Annotated in this window: 19 protein-coding genes, 3 tRNA genes and 1 pseudogene; 14 read left to right on the top strand and 9 right to left on the bottom strand. The window is 42.7% G+C overall.

The window, feature by feature from the left end; genetic code table 11:
• Positions 1-4: 4 nt before the first annotated feature.
• The 5 genes from G4D73_RS14420 to hemE all read right to left on the bottom strand — a co-directional run bounded on the left by G4D73_RS14420 (position 5) and on the right by hemE (position 6,063).
• On the bottom strand, positions 5-1,402 hold the full coding sequence (locus G4D73_RS14420; RefSeq protein ID WP_213687056.1) for a diguanylate cyclase: 1,398 nt from the start codon (positions 1,400-1,402) through the stop codon (positions 5-7).
• A 198-nt stretch (positions 1,403-1,600) separates the two neighbouring features.
• On the bottom strand, positions 1,601-3,487 hold the full coding sequence (locus G4D73_RS14415) for a DUF4105 domain-containing protein (RefSeq protein WP_213687055.1): 1,887 nt from the start codon (positions 3,485-3,487) through the stop codon (positions 1,601-1,603).
• A 77-nt stretch (positions 3,488-3,564) separates the two neighbouring features.
• The gene (locus tag G4D73_RS14410; protein WP_004279577.1) at positions 3,565-4,035 is read right to left on the bottom strand and encodes a DUF3015 family protein; all 471 of its coding nucleotides are present in this window, start codon (positions 4,033-4,035) and stop codon (positions 3,565-3,567) included.
• Between the two features lie 143 nt (positions 4,036-4,178).
• Positions 4,179-4,982 carry a DUF817 family protein gene (locus G4D73_RS14405; RefSeq protein WP_213687054.1) on the bottom strand — a complete coding sequence of 268 codons (804 nt, stop codon included), beginning with the start codon at positions 4,980-4,982 and terminating at the stop codon, positions 4,179-4,181.
• A gap of 10 nt (positions 4,983-4,992) precedes the next feature.
• On the bottom strand, positions 4,993-6,063 hold the full coding sequence (hemE, locus tag G4D73_RS14400) for a uroporphyrinogen decarboxylase (protein WP_213687053.1): 1,071 nt from the start codon (positions 6,061-6,063) through the stop codon (positions 4,993-4,995).
• 205 nt (positions 6,064-6,268) lie between these two features.
• Between hemE and G4D73_RS14395 the strand changes: the two genes are divergently transcribed.
• The 3 genes from G4D73_RS14395 (at position 6,269) to G4D73_RS14385 (ending at position 9,679) form a co-directional block, all read left to right on the top strand.
• Positions 6,269-7,492, top strand: coding sequence for a L,D-transpeptidase family protein (locus G4D73_RS14395; protein WP_213687052.1), 1,224 nt, complete (start codon positions 6,269-6,271; stop codon positions 7,490-7,492).
• 180 nt (positions 7,493-7,672) lie between these two features.
• Positions 7,673-8,371 carry a pirin family protein gene (locus G4D73_RS14390; RefSeq protein WP_114541932.1) on the top strand — a complete coding sequence of 233 codons (699 nt, stop codon included), beginning with the start codon at positions 7,673-7,675 and terminating at the stop codon, positions 8,369-8,371.
• Positions 8,372-8,707: 336 nt separating this feature from the next.
• Entirely contained in the window at positions 8,708-9,679 is a 972-nt protein-coding gene (locus tag G4D73_RS14385; protein ID WP_213687051.1) for a methyltransferase, read from the top strand.
• Positions 9,680-9,804: 125 nt separating this feature from the next.
• Here the strand turns inward: G4D73_RS14385 and G4D73_RS14380 are convergent.
• The 3 genes from G4D73_RS14380 to G4D73_RS14370 all read right to left on the bottom strand — a co-directional run bounded on the left by G4D73_RS14380 (position 9,805) and on the right by G4D73_RS14370 (position 12,522).
• A tRNA-Ser gene (locus G4D73_RS14380) sits at positions 9,805-9,894 on the bottom strand.
• A gap of 87 nt (positions 9,895-9,981) precedes the next feature.
• The gene (locus G4D73_RS14375) at positions 9,982-12,018 is read right to left on the bottom strand and encodes an FAD-dependent oxidoreductase (RefSeq protein ID WP_213687050.1); all 2,037 of its coding nucleotides are present in this window, start codon (positions 12,016-12,018) and stop codon (positions 9,982-9,984) included.
• Positions 12,019-12,168: 150 nt separating this feature from the next.
• Positions 12,169-12,522 (bottom strand): hypothetical protein, encoded by a 354-nt coding sequence (locus G4D73_RS14370; protein WP_004279563.1) that lies wholly within the window; start codon positions 12,520-12,522, stop codon positions 12,169-12,171.
• 248 nt (positions 12,523-12,770) lie between these two features.
• Here G4D73_RS14370 and argG point away from each other — a divergent pair, with 248 nt between their 5' ends.
• Entirely contained in the window at positions 12,771-14,111 is a 1,341-nt protein-coding gene (gene argG / locus G4D73_RS14365; RefSeq protein ID WP_004279561.1) for an argininosuccinate synthase, read from the top strand.
• An 84-nt stretch (positions 14,112-14,195) separates the two neighbouring features.
• On the opposite strand, the gene G4D73_RS14360 is transcribed toward argG, so the two are convergent.
• Positions 14,196-15,467, bottom strand: a complete 1,272-nt coding sequence (locus G4D73_RS14360) for a GGDEF domain-containing protein (RefSeq protein ID WP_213687049.1) — start codon at positions 15,465-15,467, stop codon at positions 14,196-14,198.
• A gap of 152 nt (positions 15,468-15,619) precedes the next feature.
• On the opposite strand from G4D73_RS14360, the gene pyrC reads away from it, so the two are divergent.
• From pyrC to G4D73_RS14315, 10 genes and pseudogenes are all read left to right on the top strand, one after another.
• A complete protein-coding gene (gene pyrC / locus G4D73_RS14355) occupies positions 15,620-16,654 on the top strand; it encodes a dihydroorotase (RefSeq protein WP_213687048.1) in 1,035 nt (344 codons plus the stop codon).
• Entirely contained in the window at positions 16,639-17,298 is a 660-nt protein-coding gene (gene rnt / locus G4D73_RS14350; RefSeq protein WP_034438210.1) for a ribonuclease T, read from the top strand. The genes pyrC and rnt overlap by 16 nt, the downstream gene beginning before the upstream one ends.
• Before the next feature lie 20 nt (positions 17,299-17,318).
• A tRNA-Glu gene (locus G4D73_RS14345) sits at positions 17,319-17,394 on the top strand.
• A 163-nt stretch (positions 17,395-17,557) separates the two neighbouring features.
• Positions 17,558-18,286 carry a TonB-dependent receptor plug domain-containing protein gene (locus tag G4D73_RS15535; protein ID WP_228305173.1) on the top strand — a complete coding sequence of 243 codons (729 nt, stop codon included), beginning with the start codon at positions 17,558-17,560 and terminating at the stop codon, positions 18,284-18,286.
• A 186-nt stretch (positions 18,287-18,472) separates the two neighbouring features.
• On the top strand, positions 18,473-20,083 hold the full coding sequence (locus G4D73_RS15530; RefSeq protein WP_228305172.1) for a hypothetical protein: 1,611 nt from the start codon (positions 18,473-18,475) through the stop codon (positions 20,081-20,083).
• Between the two features lie 81 nt (positions 20,084-20,164).
• Positions 20,165-20,323, top strand: a complete 159-nt coding sequence (locus G4D73_RS14335) for a hypothetical protein (RefSeq protein WP_004279546.1) — start codon at positions 20,165-20,167, stop codon at positions 20,321-20,323.
• Between the two features lie 177 nt (positions 20,324-20,500).
• A tRNA-Glu gene (locus G4D73_RS14330) sits at positions 20,501-20,576 on the top strand.
• Positions 20,577-20,690: 114 nt separating this feature from the next.
• Entirely contained in the window at positions 20,691-22,103 is a 1,413-nt protein-coding gene (locus G4D73_RS14325; RefSeq protein WP_004279544.1) for an amino acid permease, read from the top strand.
• Positions 22,104-22,185: 82 nt separating this feature from the next.
• Positions 22,186-23,077, top strand: a pseudogene (locus G4D73_RS14320) (alpha/beta fold hydrolase).
• 245 nt (positions 23,078-23,322) lie between these two features.
• Entirely contained in the window at positions 23,323-24,234 is a 912-nt protein-coding gene (locus G4D73_RS14315) for an alpha/beta fold hydrolase (RefSeq protein ID WP_121979746.1), read from the top strand.
• Positions 24,235-24,355 lie beyond the last annotated feature (121 nt).

The raw sequence follows: 24,355 nt of genomic DNA, 5'->3' as shown, positions 1-24,355 counted from the left end.
TTATTTAAACCGAGAGTGGCTGTGCGACTGGGTTCAGGGACTGATGAGCCATATAGACTCTGTTACGCCCGTTGTTCTTGGCCATATACAAGGCAGAATCTGCCGCATTCAGGAAGCGCTGATAATCCGGATGTCCATCATAAAGCACACAACCAATACTCACCGTAAATTTAAACTGCTGGCCTTGTGCCGAATTAATCATGCCATTTTCAATATATTTACGCACACTTTCGGCAATATTCAGGGCACGTTTTTCATCAGTATCCACCAGTAACAGCAAAAACTCTTCACCGCCGACCCGGAAAGCATAATCACTGCCCTGACTGTATTTTTGCAATGCTTCGGCCAGAAATTTCAAAGCCAGATCACCTGCTGCATGTCCGAATTTGTCATTAATACTTTTGAAATAATCAGCATCAATGGCAAGTAAAGACAAAGGCGTATGATTCTTACGGGAAAAAGTGATTTCACGTGAAATAATGGTATTCAAATAACGACGATTCAATAACTGGGTCAATGAATCATTACCTGATTCAATATATTCGGCCACCTGAAATAACTGATCTACTAACAACTGAATCTCACGGTTCAAGTCACGGATTCGCTGGATCAGTCCCAGCATATTGTTTTTGTCCGTACAGTCCATGATCTCTTGATTAAGTTCATCGACTTGATAAATTCGCTCAATGATTAAATCGACCTGATCAGAACCGGTAAAAGCATAAGAGGCTTTATGAATAAACCATAAACCAAACTCCGACTTGGACAACATCGGATGATTCAATTTTTCATGCTCAGAAAAGACCTTGAACATGAGCTCATTTTCCCAGTCTAGCAATGAACTGCGCTGTTTATCTTTTTGTACGGCCACATCCTGCATCGCTGAAAAAACACGATAACTGTGTTTAATTTCCTGATTCATGGCTGTTTTGGCTTCATAAGATCGGCACATGACTTCTGTGGCAAACCCCATGATCTGGACAATATAACTGCAGGTAGTTAACATACTGTGATGAGGATTCTCATCCAGCAGTTCAAACATTTTACGCTCAATTTCACGTACACCGCGCATGATCAGCCAGGATGGAATTCCGACACGCGCATGCACATGCCCCACCATCGCCTGTTTCTGCACGGCATCGGCATAGCGTTTATTAATCCCTACACCAAAGCTTTCAAGTAGCCAGGCATTTAAAGTGTCGCGCAAGCGCTGTTGAATCAAGTCATCGGAAAAGAATTCTGCAGATTCCTTTTCAAGGAGCATGTTTTTATAGAATTCTTCCACCAGAATCAGGGAATGATCTTGAATAAAGTGAAAGGCATGCAATAAGTCATCAGATGAATAATTTTGACAGATCTGTTCCCATTGCTCGGCCAGTCTTGCCATGCATTCATTATTCATACTGTCTGTTCCCCAAAACCTTGCTATTTTCACTCAAATTATGTGACAAATATAACAAATATCAGGTATTTTTCCTAAAATATCGATCAGATTATTTGTACCAAACCCAGCCAATCTTTTTATACAAGGGAAAACCGAACTGTAGCCTCATGGATACACATCACTTTATGAATAGTGTTGATCAGTTTTAACTAAATCTTAAAAATACCGGATCAAACCAAGACTCCATTGATCCCAGTCTTTGGCTTGTTGCTGCTGATATTCCCAAGACAGCCGAAGTGCATGTTGTGGATTGAATGCATATTGGAGTTCAGTATTCAGTTTCAGCTGCCAGCGATGCGAATCTTCCCAATATGGCAGTTCCACCTGCACCAGACTGTTGATCTGATCGCTCCAGATATTCTGGCACCCCACAGTAGGGCCTGCACCTACGCGCCAGCCTTGATCAAGTGCCTTGCCTGCCTGTAGCTGAGTTTGCATTTGTGCATAACATAGATGTTCACGGCTGGCATTTGCCCAGCTATAACCGCCCTGAGTTTTTAAGCTGGCGACGCCATGCTGCTCATCTTCACTAAACTGACCATGCGCATCAAGTGCCTCCTGTTTCCAGCCCAGATTAAAACCCCAAGATAATGGCGTATTAAACGGATTGACCGGGTTATATGAATTGACAGTCAATAGATCCAGATGTTCCAGCTTGAGCTCACTGTCACGATATTGCAAAGCCCCATCCAGAAACAGCAATTGTGTGCCAGTTCGAAAACCGCCTTGTGGGTCGATGAGATCATGATAGGCCTGCCGATGTCCTAGCTGGACAAAGGATTCTCCCTGAACCTGTCCGGCCTGAAGACTGATATTGCGTGCATGATGGCTTTGTACCGGATCTATTTTTGGACGTTCAGGCGCTTTACGCTGTTTCTCGATATTCAGCTGACTTCTTAAGCCTAATAACTTGCGAAAACGTGGCTGGGAAAATGATTTATCGACTGTTTGTCGGAGAAAGTCCAGATATAAATGATCATAGGCCATTTCCAGAATTTTGGCCTGATCTTCTGCCGGATAGGGCTGCAAGATTGAAGGCATTGCACCTGTTTCTGCATAAGCCAGCTGATGCGCAGTTTTTGCCAGCGCTTTGCCATGCTGTCTGGCTTGAGCCAGCAATTGAGTTTCAAGCGCTGGACGGTAAACTTTCTGTTTGATCAAGCCCTGCTGTTCTACGACTTTCAGTGTTTCAATCGGAATCGAAGTCGAATTAAACTGTTTTTGTAGATTCAGCTCGGGACGTACCAGATCAAACAGTCCCAGTAGGCGATAAGCGCAATTATCACTGATAAAATAATAAGGGAAACTTACATTTTGCATTTCCCAGAGATGCTGTACCAAAAACCTGGTTTCTTGCTGGCTTAAGTTTAATTCATATTCCCATAAATCCCGGCTTTCAAAGTCACCATACTCTTTGACCTTGCGGTAATACGGCATCAGTGAATATTCACCGGGATATTGTCCGGTTAGTCCTTTCCAGGCAAAGGACCAGTTGTCATTGCCATCGACCGTCGCAGCATAGTTGACCGCATAAGAAATCAGATTGAGTTGTTGCTGGTCTTTAGGGTCCAGACGCAACAAGGTATGACCAAACATCGAGCTGGGATTACCCATAAAATCCGTGGCATAGATCAGGGTTGCCTGATAAGGCTTGACCTCGCCAATCCATTTATCCAAATCCGGGCAACTGACCGCAGGCAATTGTTGCTCGGAAATATTCAATTGCTGCATTAACCAGCTGCTGCGTGCAGGAAACTTACAGCGGACGGACTGATTCGGCTCTGCGCTCAGGAATAAAGCCTGAATGTTATGCTGCATTTCTTTTTTTAGATCAGTTTTTCCCTGCTCTGCCAGGAAATAGCCCGAATAGTTAACCTCGCTATGACCTTGGGGATTGGCATACATGAGACGTTGCCAGGTAGTGCTCTGATCCAGACGCTGAGTTTCGGCCTGAGCGATATAATGCTGGATGTCTGGATTAATTTCGCTAGAAAAACTTAAAGGGCTGAATGTCAGGCCCAACATGAAGAACGCATATTTCATTCAGTTAACTTATTCTCATCAATTTCTTTTAGTCATAAGAAAACCCTGCCAGAACAGTAGGGTTTTTAGGGTGCGGATCAGATGTAGGATTTCAATACTTCATCTTTGGCCATCACAGTTTGTAAGGTGCTTAAAACTTGTAATGTATTCTGGTTTTCTTCGGAATAAATTTCAGAGAAATTCTGCTTGGAAACGCTAAAGAAACGAGCTTTATCTTCAGATTTAATATTCAGAAGTTCAGCCAGAACATTCAGGCTTTCACCCTCACCAACTGCCATATCACGCGCCAATGCTTCAGCGTTTTCATTGGTAAAGGTCACCACTTGAGCGGTTACGGTACCGCCCTGGCTACAACCCAAGGTACCAAAAGTGATCCCGAGCCATTGATTCGTGAACAGAACGTTGGTCGTACCTGCAAAGAGTTTAGGAATAATACCAGACTGACCCGCCCACACCTGACTTCCGATACCACAACCGACATCTCGGTCAGCCATCGCCATGCTTGAACCTGTCGCCAATACCGCCGCCAGCATAATTTTTTTCAACATAGTTATTCTCCAATTATTCTCATGCAATCTTTGTTATTACTCTAATAATGTAATTTAAATTACATACTCAGCAGAGTAGCGACAAGTCAAGTTTGGCGCAATTGAAAAAATGTATGCTTTACATAAACATAACCTGATTGATTTTACTGTTCTTTGAGCGCCCAATTGCCTTGTGAATTACGCTGTCCTAAAATTTTCAGCACCAACACCAGACTCAGCAATAACAATAAATACCAGGAGCCCAGTTTGCCCCATCCCACCATGTGCCATTGCTCAATTTGGCTTGGATAGAGCCAGATCTGGTAAAACGTACTGATATTCTCGGCAATCCAGATAATAAACGCCAGAATCAGCAGTACGGGTAACATCGGCAACTGAAAAGCATGCTGATTGAGCTGAAAGCGAATTCTGGTTTTCCAGAACATCAGCACGCTCCAGACAAATAGAATCATACGATAATCGGGAATAAAGAACTTGCTCATAAAGTTGATATAAGACAAGACCGCCAGAGCCAGCATATGGCTGAAACGCGGCAATTTTTCAAATGAAACCTGATATAGACGTAAAGAGCGCGCAAAAAAGCTGCCGACCGCAGAATACATAAAGCCAGCAAATAAAGGCACGGTCAGGATTTTAAATACTGCGGGTTGAGGGTAATGCCAGGAAGCAATTGTCGGATGGGTCAGGAAGATTTCCATCACCATGGCCATGAGATGAAATAGCGCAATCACTTTGGCTTCAGCCCAGGATTCCAGTTTGGTATAAAGCAATACCACCTGAATCAGCAAAGCAAAAAAAAGCAGATAATCATACCGGTAAAAACCAAAGAAGAGATCGCTGCCCATAGAAGCAGTCAGCGCAAAAGCGAGCAGGAGTAAAATCCCAAATAAGGCAGCCGAAGCTGCCTTATAAGTAAATTCAAACCCTGATTTGAATAGATCGATCAAGGTTTACATCCTAAAGATATTTGGCACTATACTCATGTACGGTATCAATAAATGCTTTTGGATTCGCCGGATCAACCCACTGGGTAATACCATGACCTAAATTGGCAACATAACCGGTTTTCTCGCCATTGGCATAGGCATCATCCAGCATGGCTTTTGTCGCTTTAATGATGGTGTCTGATGAACCATATAAAGTTGCAGGATCCAGGTTACCCTGAAGTGCTGCACGACCAGCAACCGTTTGACGAGCGACATTCAATGGCGTGGTCCAGTCCAGACCAAATGCATCTGCGCCTGTCGTAATCATCGGTTCCAACCATTGACCGCCACCTTTGGTAAACAGAATTACCGGAATCTTGCGGCCGTCTTTCTCACGTTGCAAACCAGCGACAATCTTCTGCATATAGTTCAGCGAGAACTCGATATATTCACGATGTGCTAATGCCCCACCCCAACTATCAAAGATCTGTACCGCTTGTGCACCCGCATCGATCTGCGCATTCAAATATTCAGTCACTGCATCAGCCAGACGATCCAGTAAAGCATGCAAAACTTCAGGCTGCGCATACATCATCTGTTTGGTAAAACGGAAATCCTTGCTTGAACCGCCTTCGACCATATACGTTGCCAGAGTCCATGGACTGCCCGAGAAACCAATCAGAGGAACCTGACCGCCCAAGGCTGAACGAATGGTCGAAACGGCATTCATCACATAATCCAGATCCGACTTGGCATTAAATGCAGGCAGATTGGCGACATCCTGTTCGGTACGGATGGTCTTGTGAAATTTCGGGCCTTCACCGGCTTCAAAATACAGCGCCAGTCCCAAAGCATCCGGAACCGTCAAGATATCCGAGAATAAAATCGCGGCATCAAGATCATAACGGCGTAAAGGCTGCAAAGTTACTTCACAGGCCAGTTCAGTATTCTTGCAAAGCGAAAGGAAATCTCCTGCCTTGGTACGCGTTTCGCGGTACTCAGGCAAATAACGGCCAGCCTGACGCATCATCCATACTGGCGTAGCATCTACAGGCTCACGCAACAATGCGCGCAGAAAACGATCATTTTTTAAGGTCGTCATTCACATTCCCATCTTTCTTTGACATTGCCAACATCATAGCAAAAAGGCCGCAGTTTTAATAACTTCTGGCAACTTTAAAAACCGATCGGATTGAACGGCAACCTAGTGATTTACACAAAACAACTACTGCATCTCCACATTTTTTCTGTAATACTTATAGTGTTTTTTCACATAGTTAAAGAAATAATTCTTAAGGTTGAGTTACATGTTCGTTCGCACAATGCTCGCTGTGAGTCTAGGTTGCATTTTCGCAGGTCAAGTTTTTGCCGCGTCTACTGCTGAACAACCATTAAAACCCCAAGTGGTGACTGATGTTGCAGTGCAAGATCCGATTGATCCATTAGCAACTGAAGCTTCAGCGGCCCAAGCAGCACCTGCAGAAGCGCAAATTACCGCACAAGAACAACAAGACTTAAAACAGGCATCTGAAGCGCTGAATGAGCTACAGGATACCGAAGATCAGACTGCTTCTATTGGCGCAGCACCAAATACCAAAGCATCGACTAACTCTGCAGCGACCAAAGCTTCGTGGACTTTAGATGGCTTAAATAATGCCCAGTGGTATGAAAATATCGGTGCAGGTCAATTCCCAGTTTACGCACGTGCACATGTCATGCTGAATAATGCCCATGCATCACCGGGGGCGATTGACGGAACAAGCGGTAAAAATACACTAAAAGCCATTGCATCTTTCCAGCAAATGAATGGCATTAAACCGACAGGTGTTTTGACTCAGGAAACCTGGGATAAACTAGTTGCACGTCAGGGTTCTAAGCCAGCCTTTGTTGAATACACCATTACTGAAAAAGATCTGGCAGGCCCATTTGCCAAGTCTATTCCTTCAGATTATGCGTTACAGGCGAAAATGAAAGGCCTGTACTACACACGTGTCAGTGAAATGTTAAGTGAAAAATTCCATATGGATGAGAATTTTTTAAAGAAACTCAATCCAAATGCCAACTTTAATAAAGTTGGTGAAAAATTACTGGTCAGTAATGTACGTAATGACTTGCCTGAAGGTATTCACTTGATTGTTGCACATAAAGGCGCGAAACAACTGTACTTATTTAACAGTAGAAATCAAATGATCGCGTCATTCCCTGCCACCATTGGTAGTGCGGATACACCATCTCCAACTGGAACCTATAAAGTAACAGGTGTTGCACCAAACCCTTGGTACAGCTATTCACCGTCTAACTTTGTACAAGGTAAAAACTTAAAACCACTATCTTTACCACCGGGTCCTAACGGTCCTGTCGGGAATATCTGGATTGGTTTAAGCAAGAAATCATTTGGTATTCACGGAACACCAAACCCGTCTACCATTTCGAAAACAGCGTCACATGGTTGTATTCGTTTGACTAACTGGGATGCCAATGATCTTGGCCGTAAAGTCAAATCTGGGGTAACGGTTCGTTTCTTAGAATGATGATCAGTCTGCCGATTTGAATAAAAATAGCCTGCTTTTGAGCGGGCTTTTTTATTCCTTATGTTTACTTTCAGCTCTGTCGTTGCAAAAATGCAATGATCTGTCGCCTATTTGAGATTTTTTCAGTTACAAAACGACAGTATGATGATCCCAAGTTAAAAATAATGTCGAGATAAAATCATGAATGCTTTTCTACATCCTAGCGAAAATCGTGGTCATGTAAAAATGGGCTGGCTGGAGTCTAAACACAGTTTCTCATTTGGTAACTGGTATAACCCAAAGTATATGGGTGTCAGCGCTTTACGTGTCATTAATGATGACCTGATTGATGGACATCAGGGTTTTGGAACGCATCCACATGACAATATGGAAATCCTGACCTGTGTGCTGAAAGGAACCATTACCCATCAGGACAGCATGGGCAATCATGGCGGAATCGCTGCGGGTGAATGGCAACTGATGAGTGCAGGAACAGGTGTGCGGCACAGTGAAATGAACCAAGGCGACGAACAGGTCCATTTACTGCAAATCTGGATTATTCCAAATGAACGTGATGCCAAGCCGAACTATCAGCAAATCCGTCTTGACCCGCATGAGCAACCGAACCAGTGGCATTTGATTTGTGGTCCGAATGACAATGCACCGATGCATATTCGTCAGAATGCCGAAGTCAAAACTGCGGTGATTCAGCAAGGCCAAAGTCTGGAAGTGAAAGCGACCCAGCATATTAATTATGTACATGTTGTTTCTGGCACTGTCCAGATCGCTGAACATACAGTGGAAGCGGGCGGCGCAATTGCTTTTCTAGATGATACAGAAATTAAAGCAAGCGAAGATGCGCAAGTGATCTGGTTTGATTTGCCGGAAGTACCCAACTAAGCTTTTAAAGCTCTCAGCTCTAATGGCTATTGATCCCAGTGATTAATAGCCATTTTTTATACATATAATCGTAAATAAGAAATAATAGGTGGCAATATCATAATAAGGTTTCCTAACTAAGAAAATTATGCCTGCTACCTATACAAATCCAACCAATTCTCATCACATTTTTACCTAAGCAATGCATTATTTAGGTGAATATAAACTGATCCATTTCTATGGAATCCAGTGCTGTATAGCTTTGATCATTCGCGACTGATTTTGATATTGTCTTTTGCAGCCATAAAGTGAATTGATCTTTTCATGTAGGTTAAATAAATAGAAGAGCATATTCGTATGAACCAGATTTTAGAGATGCAAAGCATCCAGCAACAAGCTTTGTTTTATTTATTAGCCTTTTTAAAACAACAAGATTATCAGTTCACGACCATTACACCACTTTCCCACCAGCGAATTCTGAATCGGAAAAAGAATGAAATTTATAAGCACAGAACCCATCAGGATATCTTTGGCTGGAATCTAAACTTTAAAAAAACTGATCTTGATTCTGCCCTTTTTACATTATTGCAAGAACATCAGCTTCTACAGGTTCAGGAAGATCAATACTTGAGTCAGGTTCGGGTTTCTTCACTCGATGGCGAACTCTTTATTCATTCAGCTTTTCCAACCACTCAGCAAGATGCGGTATTTTTCGGTCCGGATACGTATCGCTTTATCTATCATCTCAAGCAATATCTAGCTGCTCAGCCTCGCCCTTTTAAACGGGTCGTGGAAATGTGTTGTGGCACTTCAGCAGCCGCGATCAGCATTGCCAGACATTTTCCGGATGTTAATGAAATTATGGTTGCAGACCTGAATCCCAAAGCCTTGCTCTATAGCCAGATTAATATCAGTTTTGCCGGCTTAAACCATATTCATCCGGTTCAAAGTAATTTATTTTCCAATCTTGATGGAAAATTTGATCTGATTTTTGCTAATCCACCGTATTTAATTGATCCCGAACAACGTCAATATCGTCATGGCGGTAATGCGCTGGATGGCTGTGATTTATCATTCAGGATTATAAAAGAAGGTCTACAGCGGCTGAATTCTGGCGGACATTTATTTCTATATACCGGTGTGACCGTGACTGAACATGGCAATCTGTTTTTGCAGCATCTTAAAGATTTGATGAAACAGCATCAAAATATAATCTGGTCCTATGAAGAAATTGACCCGGATATTTTTGGTGAAGAACTGGAACAACCGGCTTACCAACATGTGGAAAGAATTGCGTTGGCATTAATCAAAATTGAAGTAGGCAATTAAAGAATATTTATTAATTATGGAATTTTAAAATTTTGACTTTGTTCGCCATCAGCTTATTTTAAATCGTTTTATTAAAATCATAGAAATAAAAAAACCCCAATCTTTCGATTGGGGTTTTTAAAATTTGGCGGAAGCGGTGAGATTCGAACTCACGGAGGACTCACACCCTCGTCGGTTTTCAAGACCGGTGCATTAAACCGCTCTGCCACGCTTCCATGGGCGCAATAATACGGAGCTTTTGTCCGGCTGACAAGTGAAAATTACAGTGAATGCAATCAACTGCATATAGTTTCATCAAATCCTTACAGTTTAGCTGCTAATTCCGCTCCCTCACGAATGGCGCGCTTGGCATCGAGTTCAGCAGCCAGTTTTGCACCGCCAATAATATGATACTGCGCCAAGGTATTTTCCCCAGCACTCGGCATCAGGTCTTTTACCGATTCCTGACCTGCACATACCACAATGGTATCCACACGCAATAATTGAGCATGGCCATCTACCTCAATCCATAAGCCTTCATCCGTGACAGATTTATATTGCACACCGCGCAACATCCGCACGGCATGTTTTTTTAACTGGGCACGATGTACCCAGCCTGAAGTCTTGCCTAGGCCTGCGCCAAGCGGTGTCTTTTTACGTTGTAATAGATAAATTTCCCGTACTGGAGGTTCTACTTCAGCACGCTGTAACCCGCCTTCAGTCACATAATCTGGATGAGAATCTACACCCCATTCACGCTTCCACTCATCCACAGGTTGCGGCTGTATTTGATGCGGTGGCTTTAATAAAAACTCGGACACATCAAAACCGATCCCGCCTGCGCCAATGACCGCAACACGATCACCGACAGGTGCGCCACGTAAGACTTCTGCATAAGACAACACTTGTGGCGCCTGACTGCCTTCGATATTCAAGGCACGCGGCACGACACCTGTGGCCACGATCACCTCATCAAAACCTTCACGCTCCAACTGCTCGCGATTGACCCGGGTATTGAGACGCAGATCAACTCCAGTTTTTTCTAGCTGCACTTTAAAATAACGAATCGTTTCGTGAAATTCTTCTTTCCCCGGAATCACTTTAGCCAGATTGAACTGCCCGCCTACTTCATGACTGGCCTCAAACAACGTCACATCATGACCACGGCTGGCTGCGACAGTAGCCGCTGACAAACCTGCAACTCCACCACCAATCACTGCAATACTTTTTGGTTTCTTGGTTTTGACATAGACCAGTTCGGTTTCATAAGCGGCACGCGGATTGACCAGACAGGTTGCGCGCTGGTTTTTAAAAGTATGATCCAGACAGGCCTGATTACAGGCAATACAGGTATTGATTTCATCAACGCGATTGGTTGCAGTTTTATTGACCCAGAAAGCATCGGCCAAAAGTGGACGTGCCATCTGCACCATATCTGCCTGACCAGAAGCCAAAATTGCTTCGGCAGTGTCTGGCATATTGATCCGGTTGGATGCAATCACCGGCACCGAAACATGTTTCTTAACTTCAGCCGTGTAATCGACAAAAGCAGCACGCGGTACAGAAGTCACAATGGTTGGAATACGTGCTTCATGCCAGCCAATGCCGGTATTGAGCAAAGTAATTCCAGCCTTTTCCAAAGCTTTAGCTACGGTAATGACTTCCTGCATGGTATTGCCATCATGTACCAAATCGAGAAGCGACAAACGAAAACAGATAATAAATTTTTCGCCAATTTCCTCGCGAATGGCTTTGACAATTTCTACGGCAAAACGCATCCGGTTTTCAATCGGGCCGCCCCAACGGTCAACACGCTGATTGACATGACGACTTAAAAACTGATTCAGCAAATAGCCTTCAGAACCCATGATTTCCACGCCATCATAGCCAGCCTTTTTGGCAATGATGGCAGTTTTCACATAATCCTGAATGGTATTCAGGATCTGTTTATCTGACATTTCACGCGGTTTAAAAGGAGAAATTGGTGATTTGATCGGGCTGGCCGAAACCACAAAAGGCTGATAGCCATAACGTCCGGCATGCAGAATCTGTAAAAGAATTTTAGCACCATGCTTATGCACTGCATGTGTCACCAGACGATGTGGTGCAATATCGCCCAAGGTATTCATGGTACCGCCCGCCGGCAACAGCCAGCCTTGACGGTTTGGCGATATTCCACCTGTAATCAGCAGACCCACACCACCCTTTGCACGTTCGCCAAAATAAGCTGCCAGTTTAGGATAATTATAAAAGCGATCTTCCAGACCAGTATGCATCGATCCCATTACCACCCGGTTTTTAATGGTGGTGAAACCCAGATGAAGTGGTTTTAAAATATTGGCATAGCGCGTCGTAGTCATAACATATCCCTGATTTTTATTTGGCTAATAGCTTAAATCTTATAAAGGTACTTTAACTGATTTTTAGGGGCTTTTTATGACTATCAGGTCTGCATTCTCAGGCACAAATACCAATTGGTGGCATATTTATATCGAACCTTCGCAATTAAATTATTGCTGCCATTGCCTTGCACTGGATTTCCATAATGCAATCGCACCCAATACTGTCCCAATCGGAAAACTGAACAGCATGAGGATTGCCATCACTCTGGATAAAGTCCGTCCTGAACCATTGCCCTGCTTCACCTTGATACTGGCCTGTATATTAAAAAACATCAGCAAGCCTAAAAGCAGCAGCACCACACCTAAACTCAGCATGGAAATACTGGATTGCTGATATTCAAGATATAAAAACAGCACTGTACTAAAACCAATCAGGCCGGCATAAATCCCATGTAACAGTGCCAGCGTTTCATTCTTAGCTTTAGGATTTAAATTAGGTAAAGGTGGAATGCGAGTCGCCATGCTTTTATTCCTGTTTTATCTGATTTTTAACTTTATTCGGCTGAATATAACCAATTTCTTCCGTTTTCAGCAGGATTCTGGTGAAAATCGTGCGATTTATGATTATTTAAGCCTATTGAATAGAGATTTTAAAACGAGTTTTTCTTTTCTAAAGCAAACCTAAATAAATTAATGATACAATTGATGCAATATGTATTTTTTCAGGCCACCAATTCTGGCGTGCCTATTTCATATCATTAGGATGAACAATGTCTGATAATGCAACTATCTTGCAGAATGTCCCAGTAGGTAAAAAAGTTGGTATTGCCTTCTCTGGTGGTCTAGATACTTCTGCTGCTCTTTTGTGGATGAAACAAAAAGGCGCTGAACCTTATGCTTACACAGCTAACTTGGGTCAGCCAGACGAAGACGATTACGATGCGATTCCAAAAAAAGCTGAAGCTTATGGCGCAGTAAAAGCACGTTTAATCGACTGCCGTTTACAGCTTGCATTAGAAGGTATTGCTGCAATTCAATGTGGCGCGTTCCATATTTCTACAGGTGGTATGCCTTATTTCAACACGACGCCATTGGGTCGTGCAGTAACTGGCACCATGCTGGTAACTGCCATGAAAGAAGATGATGTTAACATCTGGGGTGACGGTTCGACTTATAAAGGCAACGACATTGAACGTTTCTACCGTTATGGCTTGTTGACCAATCCTGCGCTTAAAATTTACAAGCCTTGGTTAGACCAAACTTTCATTGACGAGCTGGGCGGCCGTGCGGAAATGTCACAGTTCCTGATCGACAATGGCTTTGACTATAAAATGTCAAAAGAAAAAGCCTATTCAACTGACTCAAACATGCTGGGTGCGACACACGAAGCCAAAGATCTTGAATACCTGAATGCAGGCATCAAAATCGTTGAGCCAATCATGGGCGTTGCGTTCTGGAAAGATGACGTAGAAGTAAAAGCTGAAGAAGTATCGATTACTTTTGAAGAAGGCTTCCCGGTTGCTATCAACGGTCAACGCATTGAAGATCCAGTTGAATTTATTCTTGAAGCGAACCGCATCGGTGGCCGTCACGGTTTAGGTATGTCGGATCAAATCGAAAACCGTATCATCGAAGCGAAATCTCGCGGTATCTATGAAGCTCCGGGTATGGCGCTGCTTCACATCGCTTATGAGCGTCTGGTAACGGGTATTCATAACGAAGATACGATTGAACAATACCGTATTAACGGTCTACGTTTAGGTCGTTTGCTTTACCAAGGTCGCTGGTTCGATTCTCAAGCGCTTATGCTGCGTGAAACTGCACAGCGTTGGGTTGCTAAAGCAGTTACCGGTACTGTAACGATCGAATTGCGTCGTGGTAATGACTACACCATTATGAATACTGAATCTCCGAACCTCACTTATGAAGCTGAGCGTTTGACTATGGAGAAAGGTGATTCTATGTTCTCGCCGATGGATCGTATTGGTCAGTTGACCATGCGTAACCTGGATATCACGGATACTCGTGCGAAACTGGGCATCTATACAGAGACTGGTTTATTGGCAGTTGGTTCAGCATCTGCAGTGCCACAACTAAAAGACAAAAACTAAGTTTTAGTCCTTTTTAGTTTCATAAAAAACCGCTCCTGATGAGCGGTTTTTTATTGAGGGTTCGTTTATTGATTGTAATAATCTCTAACCATTTGCGATATCTGAATTGACTGAACGAATGGACTGATAATAAATCTGGTTGCGTCCAAGCTGTTTGGCACGATATAGCGCCTGATCCGCGATTCCCAATAAGGCGTCTTTATCAATATCATCTTCACCACGATAGACGGTAATGCCTAAACTGATGGTGATATGTTTCGCAACCGAGGATTTTTCATGTGGAATTTCCAGACGATCAATCGCCTTAAAAATATTTGAAGCCACTGCATAAGCACCATGTGCATCCGTTTCTGGCAAGAGCACCACAAACTCTTCCCCGCCATAACGCGCGACAAAGTCCATATGACGGATCGCATTTTTGATGGTTTTGGCAATAGTCGAAATGACATCATCACCTTTCTGATGCCCATAAAAATCGTTGTAATTTTTAAAGAAATCTACATCGATAAACAGAATTGCCAATGCCGTTTCTTCACGATGTGCACGTTCGAAATGGACTTGCAGCGTCTCATCAAAAGTCCGTCGATTGGAAATCTTGGTCAGCTCATCGTGCTGACTCAAATGTAATAATTCGTTGGTATGGATACGCTGGATCTGCTCACTGATTCTGGCGCGAATGCTATAGAGAAATATCACACGTTCACGGGCAAAAATCATATGGCTAATCACATAACCCAGCAAGCAACTTCCAATTAAAATCCGGCCAAAAACCATAGGATTAAATTCAACTGAAAGGCTAAACAATACAAGAATAGTAGTTGCCGCAGCGAGTAATCCGGTGACCAGCATCTGAATCGGTCTAATACCGGTCAGAATATAACCCAGGATATACACGATCGTGACTATGGCCATGGACTGATGCTGCAAGGCATCAGTTTTAATCGACATGGTAATGCATGAAATTGACACCTGTATCCAGAACACCAACAGCATCGAAGCCTGCGGAAAAAAGCGCTTGATCTTGGGTAAACAGGAGAATATATAAAAAATGATTAATGACATGCCACCATTGAGCAGGCCCAGCATACACAGGACAAAATCATGTACGAAATATTCTTTGCTGATGCTCCAGTAATCTGTAGGAATCATTACCACTAAAAAAAGGAAATAGGCTAGTACTCCAGCCCAGACATATTTTTCGACATGTTTACGGGCGCGTTCCAGATTTTTGGTCCAGAATTCTTGTTCCAGATTTTGTGGGAAGACCGGGCCTACACGCTGGCTTTGCCGTGTAATCAGTTGTTCTATGTCTTCTTTATCATCTTGCAATTTCGCTAGATTGTACTTGTATTCCATTGCCAAGTATTTATGTAATTTTTTTATTAATTTTAAAATAACATACTTTTTAAAATTAATTTATACATATCCCTTATTTTGTAGCGCTTTCTCGTTACCATTTTTACTATAGATGGATTATCATTTGTTTTATTTGTTCGACTGAATTTGCCTTGAATACGATTACGATTCTCCAGCCAGATGATTGGCACGTTCACCTGCGTGATGGTTTAGTACTTCAACGTACCGTTCCCGATTTAGCCAAGCAGTTTTCTCGCGCCATTTGCATGCCAAATCTGGTGCCACCCGTTAAAACTGTCGAAGAAGCCAATGCCTACCGTGAACGTATCATGGCACATGTGCCTGAAGGGGTAAATTTCGACCCGCGTATGGTGCTGTATTTCACTGACAACACCCCGGCAAGCGAAGTTAAAAAGATCAAAGAATCTGCGCATGTCAATGCCATCAAGCTCTATCCTGCGGGTGCGACCACCAACTCCGATAGTGGTGTGAGCGATATGAGCAAAGTCTACGGCGTAATTGAACAGCTTGAAGAACACCAAGTGCCTTTATTGCTACATGGTGAAGTGACGCATAATCATGTCGATATTTTTGACCGTGAAAAGCGTTTCCTGGATGAAGTGCTGGCTCCCTTACTCAGACAATTTCCCAAACTGAAACTGGTGCTCGAACACATCACCACCAGCGAAGCAGCAAACTTTGTACTTGAGCAAGACCGTAATGTCGCTGCAACCATTACGCCGCAACATTTATTGTTTAACCGCAATGACATGCTGGTCGGTGGAATCAAGCCGCATTTCTACTGCTTGCCGATTTTAAAACGTCAAACGCATCAGCAAACTTTGCTGGAAGTCGCAACCAGCGGTAATCCTAAATTTTTCCTGGGAACAGATAGCGCGCCGCATTCAAAAAATGCAAAAGAAAATGCGTGTGGCTGTGCAGGATGTTATAGTGCGCCGACTGCCATTGAGCTGTATGCTCAGGCATTTGATCAGGTGGGTAAAATTGAACGCCTGGAAGGTTTTGCCAGCCATTTTGGTGCAGACTTCTATGGCCTGCCACGTAATACCAGCACAATTACCCTGGTTAAAGAAGATCAAGTAATCCCTGAAAGTTTAGACTATCTGGATGGTGAACAGATTATTCCGTTATATGCGGGTAAAACCATTCAATGGAGAAAAGTGTGACAAATGAAACGCTCCCAATCATTGGTCAACGTTTTCGTGGATTCTTACCTGTAGTTGTCGATGTCGAGACTGCAGGTTTTAATGCACAGACTGATGCATTGCTGGAAATTGCGGCCATTCCGATTGTTTATAATGAAGATGGTCAATTTGTGCCAGGTCAAGCTTACCATGCACATATCAATCCTTTCGAGGGAGCCAACCTCGACCGTCGTTCGCTAGAGTTTATTGGGATCGATCCTTCTAATCCAATGCGAATCGCCATGGCTGAAGATGAGAAAACTGCGCTTAAGCGTATTTTTAAATCTGTGAATGAAGTGCGTCGCCAGCAAAACTGTACCCATGCGGTTTTAGTCGGACACAATGCACATTTCGATTTGGGTTTTCTTCAGGCCGCGATTGCGCGTACCGGAACCAAAAACCAGAACCCGTTTCATAGTTTTTCTGTCTTCGATACAGTGACTTTAAGCGCGGTGATGTTTGGTCAAACCGTACTGGCAAAATCCTGTATTCAGGCTGGAATCGAGTTTGATGGCAAAGAAGCACACTCTGCATTATATGATACGCAGAAGACCGCTGAACTGTTTTGCTATATTTTAAACAAACTCGCACCTCACCTGCTTGACACTCTGGTGGCGGATCAATAAGATACCGCCATCTTCTAAACGTCCCTATCGTCTAGAGGCCTAGGACATCGCCCTTTCACGGCGGTAACCGGGGTTCGAATCCCCGTAGGGACGCCATCTATTTTTTCTCTTCTTTATATTTCTTTGATCAGCATCTTAAGCTGCTCAAGTCCTACACTTTTATCAATTAATTAATGAAAATAATTCTCATTACTATTGATTACCTACTCTAAGTTAATGATAATCACTTACATTATCTTTCGCAGATTTAACCCTTCTCATGCGTTTTGCTTATTCCCCACTTTCTATTGCGGTTCTAACAGCTTTATCAACATCTAGTTTTGCAGAAGAATCAAATTATCAAGAGCCTGTCCTCAATGAAGCAACGGTTAAGTTCAACACGATTATTATCGAAGCTCAGCAAGCAAATGAAGTTGGAAAAACAGTTTATTCAAAAGAAGATTTAGAAAGGACGCCAAATAGCTCAAAGAACATTACCGATTTTTTAAAATTAAATCCAAATGTTCAATTTAGTCAGTCACAACTTGCAGCAGGTTCTCAAGGTGAAACTAAACCTGCCGAAATCTCTATTAATGGCGCACAAACCTTCCAAAACAATTTTATTGTGAATGGTGTTTCCAACAACCTACTTATTAATCCAGCAAATTCAAACACAAATACATTTCAAGATATCGGAACTGGCGCACAAGCTATGGCAGTGAACACTAACCTACTTTGTGAGCTTGAAGTATTAGATAGCAACGTGTCTGCCGCTTATGGTCAATTCACAGGTGGTGTTGTAAATGCTAAAACATGTGCACCGCAAACAGAGATAGGGAAAATTCACGGTTCTATCAATTACGATTACACTGAAAGCGATTGGGCTCGCTACAACTCAATTTCACCTTTAGAAGAAAGTAAATTTGAAGAGCCCACAGATGACTACCAAAAGGAATATACCAAACAAGGTCTAAGCACCAATATTTATGGGAAGCTCTCGAATGATTAGGGCTTTAATGCTTATGCTTCTCAACGAGAGTCTATCATCCCAGTCAAAAGTGGTTTTGAAACACCTAAAACAATTGATCAAGAACGACATATCTCAAATCTTGGTGCAACATTATTTTATACACCAAACGCCTCAACCAAAGCGAAGTTTGGTTTCGATTATGGTTTGCTCGATAGCTTAAGTTATGTGGACAGTAATCGTGATTCAGGTAGTACTACTGAAACCGAAACACTTACTCTGTTCTCGGAACTTGAACATCGCTTCAACTTAGGTACTCTCGTACACAAACTTAATTTCCAAAACTCGGCGACACAACGTATTGCTGACAATAACTACAGTATGCATTGGTACTACGCCAAAGGAAGTAAAGATTGGAATAATACCGATGTAGTTCGAGAGGGCGCCATCATGGGAGAGATTGAACAACGCCAAGACGTCCTTTCCTATGACCTACAAGCGAATATAGACCCTTTTAAACTTGGTCAATCCCAACACAACATGACTATAGGTACGGGTTATAGCCATGCTCATGTTGCGTGGAAACGAGTCGAGGATGTTTTACTCGCGACAAAGATCAACTTAAAAGAACTTGGCAAAGATACTACCTGCCTTCAAAGTGACCCATATTGTGATGAGAAACTAACTATAAATGGTTGGAATGGACAATATATCGCTGGTGGGACTCTGTACAAAGCTGGTGATATCAAAGCTCAGCAAGATCGCCTAAATATATTTATTGAAGATAATATTCAGTGGAATGATCAATTTTCAACACGCCTTGGTGTTCGTGCTGATTATGACTCTTTGAGTAATAATATCAATATTTCCCCTCGCAATCATCTCTCTTACAAACCCTTTAGTAATGATCAATTGCATTTATCCGCTGGGTGGAATCGCTACTATGTTCAGCAAACTTTAGGTACAGAGCTGAATGAAATTCAAAATGATTTGCTCTACAAACTGTCACGTGAAACCCCACATGCGACTTGGGTAGAAACACAAACTGCACTATCCAGCGGTGCGCGTAGTTCAGCGCTCAATACCCCTTTCAGAGACGAGACTGTTTTAGGCCTGAATACACAAATCCAGAATTGGGATCTAGGGCTAAAATGGGTCAATCGTAAATATCAGGATGAAATATCAAAAACTAAAGTTACTCCTTTAGATGGATCAAAATTCTTCTACGAATATAACAATGATGGAAGTGGCAAAGCTGACATCTACACCTTAACATTTAAAAATCGTCAACCGATCGCACTGGGGGATAGCCAACATTTATTTGCCTTGGGATTTGACTACAGTGAAGTCTTCCGCAGTTATGTAGATTACACTTCAGCCTATGATCAAGCCACTCAAGATGAATGGGTCTCTTATGATGGTCAAATTATCCATTGGTCAGACCGCCCTGCCCCAAACTTTAACCAACCATGGACCGCACGAGTAAACTGGGATATTACATTCGATACACTGCCTGTACGTATTTCAAACTTCTTTAGCTATAAAAACAGTTACGATAATATGGTTGTAGTCTCCAATAAAAATGACAAAGTCGAGTATAAAGGTGAACTGCTTGACACCTATTTAGCCTCTGAAATTAAACCCAAATTTAAATGGGATATGCACACCACCTATGATTGGGAAATTTCAAAAGATTTAAGGGCAATTTTTGGTTTAACCATTAACAATGTAACCAACCGCGTGAATACCTATACAACAGGCTCGACCTCAAATGATAGACCACGTGTGATGACTGAAATCGGCCGCCAATTTATTGCGGATGTTACTTTTAAATTCTAGAGCCTGAATAGGTACATGCTGCTGCTCTTTTTAATTTGCTTAGGCTATAATTAATGCGATTTCATATTTTGCCTTTGTATCATGTTAAAAAAGATCTTACTGGTTTTACTGATTTTAGCCCCATCCGCACTATATCTCTATATCGTCAACCGTGATGATAACCACACTGCGGAGACTGAAACAGTGTCAACGCCAACTGAAAACTCTCAGCCTGAGCAATATCAAACTCCAGATCACTAAGTTTTAGTGATCTTTTCAAATATTTATTTTTTATAGTCCTGAAATCTGTTCAGAAAATAACATCTTAATAAAATAAAGTTTTTGTTTTGCCTAATGTTTAAACTGTTAAATGAATTTTAGCAAAAACCCTTTTGACAAACCCCGGCTTAATCCTTAATATACGCATCACCTCGCAACGTCCCTATCGTCTAGAGGCCTAGGACATCGCCCTTTCACGGCGGTAACCGGGGTTCGAATCCCCGTAGGGACGCCATCTATTGATCTCATACGATCAGACCTTATTCGAAATTACCATTATTCGATTGCAGATTTGTAGTTTTTCACTACAATAGCTCGCTTCATTCCTTTGAAGTATTTCTTATTTCCTATGCACTCATCTCCGAATGATGCTACGCATCAGGGCAATTCTGCGCCTTTAAAACGCGCTATGAGTACTCGACATCTGGTCATGATTTCGCTTGGTGGCGCAATCGGAACAGGCCTATTCTTAGGGTCGGGTGAAGTCATTGCACAAACGGGGCCTGTAGGTGCCATTCTCGCTTATCTCCTGGGCGGCATTATCGCGTACATGGTAATGCTATGTTTGGGCGAACTTGCCGTTCATATGCCAGAATCTGGTTCATTTGGTGCTTATGCCAAACGTTATATTGGACCAGGCACAGGCTATACCATCACCTGGTTATACTGGCTGACGTGGTCGGTCACTCTCGGAACTGAATTTACTGCAGCGGCCTTGCTGATGCAGGAATGGTTCCCGGATATTTCCATGTGGTTATGGACCATTATCTTTGGTGTATTCGTATTTAGTCTCAATATGATTTCGACCCGCTGGTTTGCCGAATCCGAATTCTGGCTGGCACTGGTAAAAGTGGTCACGGTTGTTGCTTTTATTCTTTTAGGTCTATTGGCCATCTTTGGTGTTCTGGGCTATCAAGGCTATGAAGCTGCGCCTTTATTTACCAATCTAACTGCACAAGGCTGGTTCCCTGAAGGTCTATTCCCGATTTTTGCTACGATGCTGATTGTGAACTTTGCCTTCTCTGGTACCGAGCTGATTGGTGTGGCTGCCGGTGAAACTGAAGATCCTGCGAAAAATGTTCCTAAAGCAATTAATACTGCGATTTTCCGCTTATTAATTTTCTTTGTAGGTACCATTATCGTGGTAACAGCCTTACTTCCGCATCAGGAAGCAGGCTTGGCCGCTGAAGGCGTGAGTAGCAGTCCATTCGTAACAGTATTCCAGCACATTGGTATCCCATATGCTGAAGACATCATCCGCTTTGTAATTATCACTGCATTGTTGTCTGCCGCCAACTCGGGCTTATTTGCTGCTTCTCGTATGATGTGGTCATTGTCATACAGCAAACAGTTGCCTGCCGTATTCTCAAGACTGAATGCTCGCGGTGTACCGTATATTGCAGTCATGGTGACTATGCTAGGTGCATTGCCAGGTTTATTGTCTGAACAGTTTGCGCCAGAGACGATCTTTACCAACTTGCTGGGCGTTGCAGCGTTTACCATGGTGGTGGTCTGGATGAGTATTTGCTTAAGCCAGTTCAACTTCCGTCGTCAGTGGTATAAACAGGGTCATACGGCCAAAGAACTGGGATTTGCTGCACCATTGTTCCCGATTGTACCAATCCTGGGCTTTGTGTTCTGTTTTATTACCTGTATCAGTATGGTCTTTGATCCATCAATGCGTATCAGCTTCATAGGCTGTCTGCTATTTATTGCAGCGTGTTATGCAAGTTATTATGCCTTTTATCACAACAAGTCTTAATCATCAGTTTTAAAAGAGCGGCTCCGGCCGCTCTTTTTTTATCTATACTATAACCATAGTGGGCAGCCTTAAGGGTGCGTCGATGAAAATTGTGTTTATTCACGGCATGAACAAGCAACAATATACGGCTACTTCATTACGTCAACATTGGCTGCATCTCTTCAAAACAGGCCTTCAGAAAAACCTATAACAGCAAGCCCGTTTTACTTATTTAAAACGGCATATCCGTATCCCTTTTATGGCGATTTACTTTCTCGGCATCATTTTCATAACGTCTTGAATGCCAGCACCCTGATGCCGCAACAGTGGCCGCATTTCCCTTTTTTACATCCCGCACAGCTGCAACCGGCATCGCCACCAGACCAGTGTACCTATCAAATTTGTGACGTCCCGCAGTCGAATATTGATGATGTCCTGAATTTCAATCAAAAACTGAAATTCATTACAGCATTAAGCAAAGATATTGCCTTGCGGGATTTTGCGGTACTCATCAATTATTTTCCCAGCTTACATGCCAGCTTTTTGCATAAGTTTTGCTGGAAACTTATCTTTATTTGGCCAACCCACATTTTATGCAGGAAGTTCACCGCCGCATTCATGATCAACTCTATAGCAGCAGGCCACAGATTCTGGTGGCACATTCGCTTGGCAGCGTGATTGCCTATAATTATTTGATTCAGCATCCGGAGCTGAATATCAGGCGTTTTATTACTCTTGGATCACCGTTGGCATTTCGGGTCATCCAGGCTCATTTGCCTCAACCGATTGTACGACCTGCTGCACTTTCAGGCGACTGGATAAATTTCTATTGTAGCGATGATTTTCTGACTACCTTTCCATTATCAGAACCACCCTTCCAGTTTCAGCCGGCGATTATTAATCAGGAGATTCATACCTCCATCTATCATCTGCATGATATTGATGGTTATATTCAGCATCCGGACGTCATTAAAGCGCTCCTGGAATTACTATAAGACTCACACCAACCTCTAAATTCAACTTTTACCGTTCCATTCATATTCTTTTTCTATTCAGTATAATCTTTCATCCGAACCTACCAATTCACTGCTTTTTCTGCCTTTTTTATAAATATACAAATGTCTGTTAATGATTGTTTTATCGAAGATAATTTAAACATTAACGCCACAAAAAGTGCAGCTTGGCTTGCCGCAATTTTCTCTATACTGTGAATATATAGATCGACCTCCGTGAGGTATCGATGAAAGTTATTTTTATTCATGGAATGAACCAGCAACATCATAGTGCTGCATCGATTCGCCAGCGCTGGCTGCATATACTTCAAAAAGGCATTCGCAAACACCGTCATGATGCCAGATTCAGTTATTTACGACGTCACATTCACATTCCATTTTATGGAGACTTACTTTCACACTATAACGTTCGCAACATCCTGAATGCTGGCACCTTAATGCCCCAGCAATGGCCCAGCTTTCGTTTCCGTCAACCTGTCCATCCTCAGCTTCCTGCACCCGTTCCACGTCCTGGCTGGCGCAAGCCCGTGATTTCCGATCTTCCCCAGCTTCATTTGAATGACACGATGGATTTTAAACAGAAATTCAAATTTATTACCACGCTAAGCAAAAATGTTGCACTGCGAGACTTTGTATTATTGCTGAATTATTTTCCCAGTCTGCATCGGAGCCTGCTTCAGAAATTTCTGATTGAAACCTATCTGTATCTCGACAATCCTGCTTTCATGAAGGAAGTTCATGAGCGGATTGCCCGGCAATTGAATGGTCGCAAACCTTGTATTGTGATTGCTCATTCTCTGGGCAGTGTGATTGCCTATAATTATCTTATTCAGCATCCTGAACTGAACGTACAGCGTTTTATTACTTTAGGATCGCCATTAGCCTTTCAGGTGATCCAGTCACATTTACCGCAACCCATTGTACGACCTGCAGCAATTACAGGCGACTGGATAAATTTTTATTCAACTGATGATTTTCTTACCGCCTTTCCTCTTACACAACCGCCATTTCAGTTTCAACCCGCAATTATTAACCACGGCATTCGTACCCATATTCACCGCCCGCATGATATTACCGGCTATTTACTCCATCCGCAGGTAGTAGAAGCAATTCTGGAATTGCTTAAAAATCCAGCTTAAACCATGTAATTTTCCAGTATTTTCTCTAGATTGTTTTAAATTTGTGCACTCAACCCAGAAAATCATTTTTTTTATGGAAATGCGTTTGACACCCCCCTGTTTTCACCCTATTATACGCCCA

The organism is Acinetobacter sp. WY4, assembly GCF_018438165.1.
GTDB lineage: Bacteria > Pseudomonadota > Gammaproteobacteria > Pseudomonadales > Moraxellaceae > Acinetobacter.
The sequence above is the reverse complement of the archived record's forward strand: the minus strand, read 5'-3'. Positions and strand labels throughout refer to the sequence as shown.